Below are 12,118 nucleotides of genomic sequence, written 5' to 3'. Positions count from 1 at the left end.
GTGCCGATGGCAATTTTTGCAAAGAATATCAAAAGAAAGCTGAAAACAGGCGGCTAATTTATCAATATACTTGCAATGCAGAAGGTTTTTCGCTATAATTAATCTTGTGTTGTTATGTCCATAGAACGGATTTTTTTATAAAAACACCATCTGCATCTAACAGACAACTCATGGAAAGGATGTATACCCACAATGAAAGTTGCACTTTTCGCGGAGACTTATCTCCCTTATATCAACGGCGTCGTCACCCACGTCAAGCTCCTCAAGGAAGGCCTTGAAAAGTTGGGCCACGAGGTGCTCGTCGTCACCGCTGACCCGGACACCCACCGCCACTATATCCAAAATGGAGTGCTCCACTGCCCGGCCAAGGCCTTCAAACGGTTTTACGACTACGGCATCGCTATGCCGTTAAGCCACAAGCGCCTCAAAATGATCGAGGACTTCGACCCGGACATTATTCATCTGCACCAGGAGTTCAGTATCGGTATCTCGGCGGCTCACATTGCCAAAAAGCTGAAAAAACCGCTGGTCTACACCCTGCACACCATGTACGACGACTATATTTACTACGTGGCGCCGAAACCACTCATCCCCTTTGTGACCAAGCTCTCACACCAGTATTTCAAATTGTTTGCAAAACGGGCAAACATCATCACTGGCCCGTCCAAGAAGTGTGACGAGTACATCAAAAACGACTGCAAAATGGACAAAGACGTAGTGGTTGTCCCCAACCCTGTGGAACTTGACAAATTTGCCCCCCACAACATCACAGAGGAAGACAAACGCGCCTTCCGGCATAAGTACGGCATCCAGGACGACGAAATGGCGGTCTGTTTCTGCGGGCGCATCGGCCGTGAAAAAAGCGTTGATGTAATTTTAGACTATTGGGCCGCCAAAGTACGCCCCTCCGATAAGATGAAACTCGTCATCATCGGCGACGGCCCCTGCCGCCCTGAACTGGAACAACAGGCCAAGGACCTGGGTATCGCCGACATGATAATTTTCACTGGCGCTGTACCCAACGCTGAGCTCCCCCCCTACTACGCCGCTTGCGACCTGTATATCACAGCTTCTCTGTCGGACACCAACTCCATTTCCATGCTGGAGGCTATGGCAACCGGCCTGCCGGTGCTTCACCGATTTGATAAACTCAATCAGGGCCAGGTGCAGAACGGCGTCAACGGATACATCTTTTTCGATGCTGACGAAATGTATAAAGAACTGAAAGACTACCAGAAAAAAACTCCTGAAGAAGCGGAGCTCCTGCGCAGTTCGGTACGGGAGAGCGTTAAACAGGCGGGCAGCGAAAATTTAGCAAACTACCTGCTGGGCGTCTACAATACCGTTTTTGGAGAAATTCCCAATCATATCATTGAGCGCCCCCATCACAGGGCAAAAGTCCATCCCAGGCGGAAATAAGAAAAAATTTTTGGGCTGTCAGTGGATCCATTTCTTTGGAATACCTGCTGCTCTTTTAGCCTAATCGCAAAGTACAGCATTTTTTTGACGGATTTCTAATTGGTATCATATAACAGTTTTGCAAAAGGCCAGTTTAATGGCCTTTTGTGTTGTCAGGAAAAATATACAAGTAAAAGGAAGGTTCATCATGAATATCAAATCCCATTACGACGTTGCCATTATCGGCGGCGGCATCGGCGGCATCATGACCGCTTATCGGCTGTCGGCCCAAAATCCGGAGCTGAACGTCTGCATCATCGAAAAGGGCCACTCTATAAAGGAACGTGTCTGCCCTATTGTCACGAAAAAAGTAGACAAATGCGTTAAATGCAAATCCTGTGCCATTATGGAAGGAATGGCCGGCGCAGGAGCTTTTTCCGACGGAAAATACGTTATCTCTACGGAGTACGGCGGCTGGCTCACAGATTTTCTCCCCCCGGAAGTGGTTATCGACTATATCGAGCAGGCGGACAAGATTCTGGTCTCCTTCGGGGCTACTACCGAGAGGTTCATGCCCAACAACGAGCTGAAAAAGCTCTGTCTGGAGCACGATCTGCACATGAGCCAGGCACAGTTAAAGCATCTGGGTACTGACGCCAACTTTGACACTATGAGAAAGCTCATCGAATCCATGGAAGACAAGGTGGACATCATCGTCAACACCGAAGTTACCAACGTGGACAAAGACACACACAAGATTTTCTACACTGTCTCCGGCAAACAGCCGGGCGAAATGGACGCAGATAAAATTATATTCGCCGTGGGCCGGGCCGGAAGCCGCTTTTTCGCAAAATGGTGCATGGAGAACAAAATTCCCCTGGAAAACAATCAGGTGGATATCGGCGTCCGGGTGGAACTTCCCTCCATCATCTGGGAGGACTTCTCCAAAAAGATTTACGAGCCCAAAATTTGGTACCGCTCAAAACTTTACGGCGATGTGACGAGAATGTTCTGCTTCAACGAACGTGGCCAGGTGGTTACTGAGAACACTGCAGGCGTTTTGACTGTAAACGGCCACTCCTACCGGGACGAAAGCCGCAAAACCATCAACTCGAACTTTGCATTGCTCTCCACTATACGTTTTACTCAGCCCTTTAAAGAGCCCATCGAATACGCCCGCCACGTGGCCAGTCTCGCCAATCTCATCAGCGGCGGCAGCGTGATGGTGCAAAGGCTCGGAGATCTTGAAAACGGTCGCCGAACCGATGAAAAACGCCTCCAGCAGTCCACCACACGGCCGACCCTTAACGCCGTTGCGGGGGATCTAAGCCTCTGCCTTCCCAAACGCCAGCTGGACAACATCGTCGAAACCCTTCATGCCCTGGACCACATCGCCCCCGGCACTGCTAACTACGACACCCTTCTTTACGGCATCGAGTGCAAATACTACTCCGCCCGCCCCAATTGCGAGGATTTCGAAATTTGCGGCACCAAAGGGCTTTACGCTATTGGCGACGGAGCAGGATTTACCAGATCCCTTTCCCAGGCGGCGGCAAATGGCCTGTTTGTCGCAGATTTACTGCTGAAATAAAAAAGGTTATGAAATAATTGGTTTATTTTTGTTTTACCCAACGAAGTAATGCTTTGATTTTCCTGTTTATGATAAAGAATGTCCGCTTGTAAAGGTAAAGAGGATAACACAGCTAAAAATGCTTAGCCACATTCAAAACCGGAGGTCCATCAATGAACAAAACCATTACAATTCGGAATGAAACCGTATCAGATTATATCCGCGTAGAAGAGATTACAAGAAAGGCTTTTTGGAATCTGTATATTCCGGGGTGCGTGGAGCATTATCTTGTTCACGTAATGCGGTCGCATGAAGATTTCCTGCCGGAGCTGGACCTGGTCATCGAATTGGACCATCAGGTGATCGGGAATATTATGTACACGAAAGCAAGGCTCGTTGATGAGGCGGGCACTGAAAAAAACATCCTCACTTTCGGCCCGGTCAGCATTCTGCCGGAATATCAGCGAAAAGGGTACGGAAAAAAGCTGATTGAGCATTCTTTTCAAGAGGCGGCCGCACTCGGCTATGACGTGATTGTGATTTTTGGAAACCCAGGCAATTATGTCAGCCGTGGGTTCAAAAGCTGCAAAAGGTACAATGTCTGTATAGAAAATGGGACATATCCGGCGGCGATGCTTGTAAAAGAGCTCAGGCCAGGAGCTTTGGACGGACGGAAATGGATTTATCATGACAGCCCCGTCTTCCAGGTAGATGAACAGCAAGCGGAGCGCTTCGATGAGGGACTTGAAAAACTGGAGAAGAAATGTCAGCCCAGTCAGGAAGAATTTTATATTCTCAGCCAATCCGCTTTGCAGTGATTTCTTTAGAAAACTGATTCCAGCCAAGTGAGGCAATTCTCCAAATATTTTCCTATTGACAAATGCGCAAAAAAGGATTATTCTGTTATTGAACATTGTTCAGTTTGTTTATCAAGGAGTGGTTTTGATGAATACTGTCGTCACTTCCCGAGAGCAGATTCTCGACGCCGCCAAGGAGATTGCCGCGCTGGAAGGTGCCACGCAAATCAGTATCCGCGGCGTTGCCAAGGCCTGCGGCGTTTCGGTGGGCTCTATCTACAACTACTTCCCCACCAAATCAGAGCTGGTCATCGCCGTCATCGAGGATTTCTGGCGAGGCGCCTTTTCCGGTATGCCTATGGAGGAGCTGACAGTACTTCCCCTCCCCGACTGCTTCCACCGTGTCTACACCTCTCTGGAAAGCTACATGCAGACCTTTCAGAAGAGCTGGCTGCGGGAGCTGTCCCATCTGGAAGAAACGGAAAAACAAATAGGCCGCAGCCGAGAAGAGGGATATTTTTCCCGCATCCGTTCCCTTTTTCTCACCTGCCTTGAAAACGACAGCAAAATTCCCGCCTCCCTTTGGTCGGAATCCTTTACCAAAGACGATGTGGTAGAGTTCTGCTTTGTGAACCTGATTACTCTCCTGCGAGCAGGAAAAGGCGAACCCTTTTTCCGGGAGGTACTCTGCCGCTGCCTCAAATGACAGTCAGTATCCGCCCTTCGGGGCGTTTTTCCGGCACCAAATTGAACATGGTTCATTATAATGTACCACTCACATAACGTACAGCCCTTTAGGGCCCGCCCTTAAGGGCGCGAAAGAAGGAGATTTACATGCAAGCTATTATGGAGACACTTTTCGACATCGTTTACCTCTGTACTGTCATCACTTTAGGCATCATAATGGTAGCCAACGCAAAGGGCCGGGGCGAGATCCGGCTCTTTGGTGTCATGGCGGTCATCTTAGGGTGTGGAGACGCCTTCCATCTGGTTCCCCGGGCGTATGCCCTCTGCACCGACGGGCTGGCGGCCCATGCTGCTTCCCTGGGCTTTGGAAAATTTGTCACTTCTATCACCATGACGGTATTTTACGTCATCCTCTACCACATCTGGCAGAAGCGCTATCAGCAAAAAAGCAAAGGCCTGACCGCCTCGGTGTACGTCTTAGCCGCCGTGCGAATTTTCCTCTGCCTCATGCCTCAAAACGACTGGCTGTCCGCCGACGCGCCCCTCACCTGGGGAATTGCCAGGAACGTGCCCTTCGCCATCTTAGGGCTTCTTATTATCATCGTGTTTTTCCGCGGAGCCTCCCGGACTGACGACAAGTCCTTCCGTTTCATGTGGCTGGCCGTCACCCTCAGCTTCCTCTTCTACATTCCCGTGGTTCTCTTCTCCTCTGCCTTCCCCCTGGTCGGCGTGCTGATGATTCCCAAAACAGTTGCATACGTCTGGATCGTGTGGATGGGCTTTCACGACATGCGACTCAACGACAAACGCTGAACCGGGAAGGAGCGGATATTCATGCGCTTTCCCAAAGTCAAACGCAACACCCTTCTGTTCATCGCCGGGACAGTTTGGTTAGTGGCCGGGTTCAACATCATGCGCATCGGCACCCCCGGCATGATCGAAAACTGGGCCTCTCCCCTGTGGGCGCTCCTCATTTCCGCCCTGGTTTTCGGGCTGTTCTATGGGCTTATTTTTCACCGAATGGTCAAAAAGCACTGCACCCGCATTCAGGAAATGGAAGACGAAAAAATCCCGATCTACCGGTTTTTTGACCGAAAGGCCTACTGCATCATGGCGTTTATGATCACCTTTGGCGTTTTGCTACGGGCTTCCGGCTGGATTCCTCCCTATTATCTGGGTATTTTCTACACCGGCCTAGGTTTTTCCCTGATGACAGCTGGAGTTTTCTTCCTGTGGCGGTTTGCACGTAGGTTCGCCGCATAAAAAGCTGGTCAAGAGGGACACTCTATGCTACAATAGTTTCATCAGATGATGAAAGGAAAGGAATTTTGACGAAACGCAGCACAAAGGGTTTTACCCTCGTTGAAATCATTGTGGTACTGGCTATCGCAGCCATCTTCACCGCCGTCACGATTCTCTCCATCACCGATTTTGTGGACAGGAGGCCCGAGAGGCCGCTACACTGCCTATATTCTGGATGCAATCAAACACTACTTTGGTGAGGAAATCAAAAACGGGCAAATGACAAAAATAGTCTACGGAAATGCTGAGAAAACAGGCTTTTCTGATAAATGCGCCCACTTTGATTTTGAGACCAATGGCACCACGGTAAACGACAGCAAAACTATCGATTAACGGGAGGATTTTACTATGACGGACTGGCAGAAAACCGACAAGACCCGGGAGCCCACTGCAGATTCCCTCCACACTTATGTATCAAACCCCCTTTGGGACGGTCTCTGTGCCTCTATTGAAGCGGACTACGGAGTAAAGCCTCTTATCGAGTTCAGCAACTGTTCTATGTTACGAGGCTGGAATGTAAAATATAAAAAATCTGGGCGCAGCCTCTGCACGCTGTATCCCGAGAAGGGCACCTTTTCTGTCCTTGTCGTCATCGGCGAACGGGAGCGCCCGGAAATGGAGTTGCTTCTCCCCACCTTCAGCGAGTATTTGCAGGAGCTTTATCGCAAAACTCAAGTTTCCATGGGCCAGCGATGGCTTATGATCGACGTAACCGACGAGGAAATTCTGGAGGACGTAAAACGCTGCATTTTCGTCCGCAGAAACTCCAAAAAGAAAGTTTGACGGTAAAAGCCGCCTCCCCATCTGGGAAGGTGGCTTTTTTCGATAACCTCCGGAATTATGGAAAGTTTTTCTCCGCATCCCCATGGCCCCGCCAATATAGAAAACCGCCGCCCGCAAATATCGCGGTCGGCAGTTTCATTATCAAACGGATTTCTGATCTTTTTCCCGGATTTCTACCCGACGGATTTTTCCGCTGATGGTCTTGGGGAGTTCCGTTACAAATTCAATGGCGCGTGGGTATTTATAGGGAGCCGTCAGCTTTTTGACAAAATCCTGGATTTCCTTTTTAAGCTCCTCTGAAGGCGCGTATTTGCTTGTGAGAACGATAGTCGCTTTGACCAGCTGTCCCCGAACCGGGTCGGGCACGCCTGTGACAGCGCATTCCAGCACGGCGGGATGCTCCATCAAGGCGCTTTCCACCTCAAAGGGCCCGATGCGATAGCCGCTGGACTTGATGATGTCGTCTTTCCTCCCCACATACCAGTAATAGCCGTCCTCATCTCGGTAGGCGGTATCCCCGGTATGGTAGTAACCGTTTCTCCAGGCGTAAGCCGTGTTTTCCGGATCGCGGTAGTATTCGAGGAACAGTCCTGGCTGAGAGCAAAGTGCCTGGTCAGCCCTCAGAACAATCTCGCCCACCTCTCCGGTGGGGACGCTGTTGCCCTCGTCGTCAAGAAGTGCCACGTCGTATAGGGGTGAAGGCAGTCCCATGGATCCTGGGCGTACCCGATCAACTGAAAGGTTTGCGATGGTGAGGGTGGTTTCGGTCTGTCCATAACCTTCCATCAGGGAAAGGCCGGTGTACTCTTTAAATTTTCGGTAGACCTCTTCATTGAGAGCCTCGCCCGCAATGGTCACATGCTGGAGGGAACTGAGGTCATAACCCTCCATTCCTTCTTTGATGAAGAACCGGTAGATGGTGGGCGGCGCGCAGAAGGTAGTAATGCGGTATTTTTCGATGAGATGGAGGAGCTCTGCCGGCACAAATTTGTCAAAGTCATAGACAAAGATGCCTGCTCCAGCCAGCCATTGGCCGTAGAGCTTGCCCCAAACGGCTTTGCCCCATCCGGTTTCCGCCACTGTCAGGTGAAGCCCTTCGGGATCGACGTTTTGCCAGTGGACTGCTGTCACGATATGGGCCAAGGGATAAAAAAAACCATGGAGCGCCATCTTCGGCTCCCCAGAGGTGCCGGAGGTAAAGTACATGAGCATCCCGTCGGTCCGGGAAACAGGCACCCGCTCAATAGTAGTGGGCTGTTTCACCATCTCTTCGTCGAAGTTAATGTAACCGTCAAAATCGCCCATGGCGGAGAATTTTAAAATGGAATAGCCGAGCTTCTTTTCCGCCTCGTCAATATGCTGGTGAACGTCGCACTCACAGGTGCAGACTGCTGCCTTGATCTGAGCGGCGCTCAGGCGGTAGACAATGTCCTTAGTGGTCAGCAGGTTTGTGGCGGGGACAGCGATGGCGCCGATTTTGTGCAGGCCCAGAATGGCAAACCAGAACTGGTAGTTCCGCTTGAGGATCAGCAAAACGGTGTCGCCTTTTTTGATACCGTGAGCCTTAAAGAGGTTTGCCGCCTGGGTAGAATAGTCACTGATCTGCTTAAAGGTGAACACCTTTTCATCGCCGCGGACATTGGTCCAAACCATGGCCCTGCGATTCGGCTCCATCTCTGCGATTTTATCCACTACGTCGTATGCAAAATTGAAGTCATCGGGAGCCTTGACGTCGAAATGCTTCAAAACGCCGTCTGTATCAAACTCCTCGATGCAGAATTGTTTGTAAAAATTTTTGATTTCCATTGGGTTGCGGCGCCGGGCCTTCGGAACATTCCGTCTGCCTTCGCCTCCCACCTTTCTGTGTAAAATTTGCCATTAAAATAACCTAAAATCTATTATACCCGCAAATGGACAAACCCGCAACGGGGATTTTGTGAATTTTCGGAAGAAAATCCAATACAAAGCTATATGGTGCTGCCATTTTGTCAAAACGCAAGCAACAACCGTGATGTATAGCTCCTCTGAGGTGTTTGAAGCCTTATCTAAAAAAGGAGAAAGCAGTTGCTTTCTCCTTTTCTCGGATTTATCCAAGATTCCTGTTATTGATTCTTTCCACTCAATGCATTGCACACCACCATAATCGCCGCGTAAATAAGCGCCGCCACAGGCCAGATGATCCAGCTGTTGTTCCAATCTTCAGCGGTAAAGCTCACCGCAAGGTATCCCGCCACCACAATAAGCCAATAAACCGTACTAATAGCGCCGGTCAAATTGCTTTTTTTCTTTTTCTGGCGGCTATAGTCGCCTTCCTGGAGCAATTTTTCCATGCTGGCCCAATGGATGCCCGCCGTAATGAAAAACACGACCCCAATACCAGCCAGAATCATCGTCACCGACAGCATACACACCATAAACAAATCGTTCTCTGTCAAAAACGCCCCCGAAAACAGCGGAATCACTGACAGGATACAGATACAGGCGCCCAACACATTACAGCGGGTATAGGTGTCCCGGTACTGTTTTTGCCGCTCCTTCACCATACCTGTGACTCCGTATTCCGTCTCGAAAACCTGCTTTTCCAAATATTCAAAGGGGGCCGTTTTCGCCCCACAGGAAATAAATACAGCCACTGCAGCCGCCACCAGCAAAAACATAGTAATAAGCCCGAATCCACCGGCAAAATTTTCAGAAAATGGAAATGTCCCCACTTCGCTTCCCGCCGCCATTACCATAAGGGGCACGGGCGAAAAAATGCAAAGAAAAGTGGCGAAGGCGATCCGCTTTGCCGTAAACTCCTTGACCCCCAGGAACTCATTTGCCTCTTCTATGGATACCCGGCGCACCGCGGGCGTCTCTTCCGCCTCGTTGATGTATTCCGCTTCTCCCAACTCGTCTTTAAGCAGATAGTCAGTACTGACGCCGAATAGCCCGCTAAGCTGCAAGATTTTTCCCAAATCAGGAGTTGATTGTGCGCTCTCCCATTTGGAGACTGACTGCCGCGTCACGTTCATTTTTTCTGCCAGCTCTTCCTGAGACCAGCCGCTTTTTTTCCGAAGCTCTATAATTTTATCCGCTAAAATCATCGCCATACCACCTATCATTTTTTCTATAAGCGCTTTTGTCCTTTGGGTCAGTTTCAGTATAGCATGTTTGGAAGTTGCACGCCACCTACCACCTCCTGTCAATTTGTAAACTGGTGGTTGCAGTCCGCGAAAACAGGCGGTTTCTAAGTAAAAAACTTTATTGAGGATACCTGATTAAAACAGTGCCCGCTCATCAATTTTTTTCTTCAAGACAGCAAAAAGCCGGAACTTACTTCCGGCTTTTCATCATTCCTTATTGTTGCGACGGTAGTTGAGGTAGCTTTCGAGAATAATGGTCGCCGCCACGGCGTCCACCACCTCTTTGCGCTTTTTGCCGCGGGTGTTGGTCTCGTTGAGCACCTGGTGGGCACTGACGGTGGTAGAACGCTCATCCCAAAGTACCACCGGCACGTTTACCAGCGCCTTCAGCTTCTCTGCGAAGAGTGCGCATTTCTCTGCCCGCTCCCCCGCCGTACCGTCCATGTTCAGCGGGTGACCTACTACAACCATCTGTACCGCGTATTCCTCCACGGCGTAAGACACTTTTTTCACCGTATTCTCAAAATTGTATTCCTGGATGACGCCGATGGGCGAAGCGAGAAACTCCGTCCGATCGCAGGCAGCAAGGCCTGTCCGCGCGTCACCGTAGTCAACAGCCATTATTTTCAATTGATCAAATCCTTTTCCAGCGGTCATTTATTGTGGAAAGACCGCCTATCATAGAGCAATGAGTACCCTCTTTACATTATCATACCCATTTACCAGGGCTTTACCGTCCCAGTCAGCTCGGAAACATTGTGTATGCCGTGGTCATCGAGCCACTGGTTGACCCTATCGACGATATAAACCGGGGTCAGCGGGTCAGTAAAAATCGCTGCTCCTACCTGCACCGCGGAGGCACCTGCCATCATCATTTCGATGGCGTAAATGGAATCATAGATACCGCCCATTCCGATAATCGGTACCTTTACGGCATTATAGACTTCCCAGACCATCCGCAGGGCGATAGGAAAAATCGCCGGACCGGACAGGCCGCCCACGTTGTTGTGAAGAATCGGCCGCTTGGATTCTACGTCGATGCGCATCCCTAAAAAGGTGTTGACCAAGCTCAAGGCATCGGCCCCTTCGGCCTCCACCGCTTTGGCGATTTCGGAAATACTGGTCACATTAGGGCTCAGCTTGACCATCAAAGGCTTACTTGTCGCCTGACGGACTGCTTTGGTCACTTCGGCGGCGCTTTGGCAGTTGGTGCCAAAAGCCGCTCCTCCCTGCTTCACATTGGGACAGGAAATGTTGAGTTCAATCATATCCACATTGGTGGGATCCAGCTTTCTGACAATGGCAACACAGTCCTCCGGCGTGCTCCCCGCCACATTTGCAATGACTGTCGTGCCCTTCTGGGACAGATAGGGCAGCTCATGCTCAATAAAATGGTCCACGCCCGGATTTTCCAAGCCAACAGAATTAAGCATGCCGCTGGGGGTTTCGGCAATACGGGGAGGAGGATTGCCCGCTTTGGGATGAAGCGTCATGCCTTTGACGGAAATTCCGCCCAATCTGGACAGAGGAAACAGTTCCTCATATTCCCGGCCGAACCCTGCACAGCCCGAGGCCACAATAACCGGGTTATTTAACTCGACACCAGCTATTTTTACACGCATATGTGCCATTAGAAAATCACCTCTTTGCTGTTGAATACAGGCCCATCCTTGCACACGTGGGCATAGCTGGAAGTCCCGTCATGCTCGTGAGTCTTGCAGGCGCATCCCAGACAGGCACCGATGCCACAGGCCATCCGTTCTTCCATGGAAATTTCGCATTCTATATCAAATTCAGCAGCCAATTGCGCCACCCTCTGGAGCATGGGCTTAGGACCGCATGCATAGATCATGTCGGGCCGGTCGCCGCCCTTGAGGCGCTGGTACAACACATCAGTGACAAATCCCTTAATGCCCATACTGCCATCGTCGGTGCAGAGGATGTGCTCGTTGAAAAACTTTTTAAATTCGTCATCAAGAATCACCGCTTTGGCATTGCGAAAGCCGGTAATAACAGTCGCGTTTCCGCCATAATATCCGGCCAGAGGCACCAGAGGAGGAGTACCGATGCCGCCACCGATGAGATATACCCGCTTGTTTGGCGGAAGCATGGTGAATCCACGCCCCAGTGGGCCCAAAATATCCAGGTTGTCCCACGCTTTGAATTGAGCGAGATATCCGGTTCCCTGCCCCTTGATTTCAAAAACAATGCGGATATAATCCTTGTCCAGATTGATGTCCGCCAGGGAGATGGGACGTCTCAGCGGCATGTAGGGCACACGGATTTGCACAAATTGCCCTGGTTGGGCAAGACTTGCGATCTCTTTGCTTTTGATTGTAAAGTCAAAAACATTTTTGGAGAGATTTTCCTTAAAAAGGATAGGGTAAATTCCCTGAACATACGGCACTCTTTTTTCCTCCTTATATTTTCGGATAGTCTTATTTTACATCAAATAG

13 protein-coding genes are annotated in these 12,118 nt (G+C 50.1%); 8 read left to right on the top strand and 5 right to left on the bottom strand.

The features are described 5' to 3' along the window. The first annotated feature begins 192 nt into the window (after positions 1-192). The 8 genes from H8710_RS04800 (at position 193) to H8710_RS04765 (ending at position 6,537) form a co-directional block, all read left to right on the top strand. The gene (locus H8710_RS04800; RefSeq protein ID WP_249294276.1) at positions 193-1,419 is read left to right on the top strand and encodes a glycosyltransferase; all 1,227 of its coding nucleotides are present in this window, start codon (positions 193-195) and stop codon (positions 1,417-1,419) included. A gap of 187 nt (positions 1,420-1,606) precedes the next feature. After that, positions 1,607-2,989, top strand: a complete 1,383-nt coding sequence (locus H8710_RS04795) for an NAD(P)/FAD-dependent oxidoreductase (RefSeq protein WP_249294275.1) — start codon at positions 1,607-1,609, stop codon at positions 2,987-2,989. A 152-nt stretch (positions 2,990-3,141) separates the two neighbouring features. Beyond that, the gene (locus H8710_RS04790; RefSeq protein WP_249294274.1) at positions 3,142-3,786 is read left to right on the top strand and encodes a GNAT family N-acetyltransferase; all 645 of its coding nucleotides are present in this window, start codon (positions 3,142-3,144) and stop codon (positions 3,784-3,786) included. 88 nt (positions 3,787-3,874) lie between these two features. Further along, positions 3,875-4,471 carry a TetR/AcrR family transcriptional regulator gene (locus tag H8710_RS04785; RefSeq protein WP_249294273.1) on the top strand — a complete coding sequence of 199 codons (597 nt, stop codon included), beginning with the start codon at positions 3,875-3,877 and terminating at the stop codon, positions 4,469-4,471. 128 nt (positions 4,472-4,599) lie between these two features. After that, the gene (locus H8710_RS04780) at positions 4,600-5,265 is read left to right on the top strand and encodes a hypothetical protein (protein ID WP_249294272.1); all 666 of its coding nucleotides are present in this window, start codon (positions 4,600-4,602) and stop codon (positions 5,263-5,265) included. Positions 5,266-5,286: 21 nt separating this feature from the next. After that, complete coding sequence (locus H8710_RS04775) at positions 5,287-5,715, top strand: hypothetical protein (protein ID WP_249294271.1); 429 nt, start codon at positions 5,287-5,289, stop codon at positions 5,713-5,715. 65 nt (positions 5,716-5,780) lie between these two features. Then, positions 5,781-5,954, top strand: a complete 174-nt coding sequence (locus tag H8710_RS04770) for a pilus assembly FimT family protein (RefSeq protein WP_249294270.1) — start codon at positions 5,781-5,783, stop codon at positions 5,952-5,954. Positions 5,955-6,102: 148 nt separating this feature from the next. Beyond that, positions 6,103-6,537 carry a DUF3788 domain-containing protein gene (locus H8710_RS04765; protein WP_249294269.1) on the top strand — a complete coding sequence of 145 codons (435 nt, stop codon included), beginning with the start codon at positions 6,103-6,105 and terminating at the stop codon, positions 6,535-6,537. A gap of 141 nt (positions 6,538-6,678) precedes the next feature. Here the strand turns inward: H8710_RS04765 and H8710_RS04760 are convergent, their stop codons facing one another. The 5 genes from H8710_RS04760 to H8710_RS04740 all read right to left on the bottom strand — a co-directional run bounded on the left by H8710_RS04760 (position 6,679) and on the right by H8710_RS04740 (position 12,069). After that, positions 6,679-8,343 carry an AMP-binding protein gene (locus H8710_RS04760; protein ID WP_249294268.1) on the bottom strand — a complete coding sequence of 555 codons (1,665 nt, stop codon included), beginning with the start codon at positions 8,341-8,343 and terminating at the stop codon, positions 6,679-6,681. A 296-nt stretch (positions 8,344-8,639) separates the two neighbouring features. Beyond that, on the bottom strand, positions 8,640-9,629 hold the full coding sequence (locus H8710_RS04755) for a helix-turn-helix domain-containing protein (RefSeq protein ID WP_249294267.1): 990 nt from the start codon (positions 9,627-9,629) through the stop codon (positions 8,640-8,642). Between the two features lie 240 nt (positions 9,630-9,869). Continuing rightward, positions 9,870-10,292 carry a Holliday junction resolvase RuvX gene (gene ruvX / locus H8710_RS04750; protein ID WP_249294266.1) on the bottom strand — a complete coding sequence of 141 codons (423 nt, stop codon included), beginning with the start codon at positions 10,290-10,292 and terminating at the stop codon, positions 9,870-9,872. 89 nt (positions 10,293-10,381) lie between these two features. Beyond that, positions 10,382-11,293, bottom strand: coding sequence for a dihydroorotate dehydrogenase (locus tag H8710_RS04745; protein ID WP_249294265.1), 912 nt, complete (start codon positions 11,291-11,293; stop codon positions 10,382-10,384). Beyond that, positions 11,293-12,069 carry a dihydroorotate dehydrogenase electron transfer subunit gene (locus tag H8710_RS04740; RefSeq protein ID WP_249294264.1) on the bottom strand — a complete coding sequence of 259 codons (777 nt, stop codon included), beginning with the start codon at positions 12,067-12,069 and terminating at the stop codon, positions 11,293-11,295. The genes H8710_RS04745 and H8710_RS04740 overlap by 1 nt, the downstream gene beginning before the upstream one ends. Between the last annotated feature and the right edge of the window lie 49 nt (positions 12,070-12,118).

It is taken from the genome of Fumia xinanensis (genome assembly GCF_014384905.1).
GTDB classification, from domain to species: domain Bacteria; phylum Bacillota; class Clostridia; order Oscillospirales; family Ruminococcaceae; genus Fumia; species Fumia xinanensis.
Note: the sequence above shows the minus strand (reverse complement) of the source record. Positions and strands in the feature narration are given on the sequence as shown.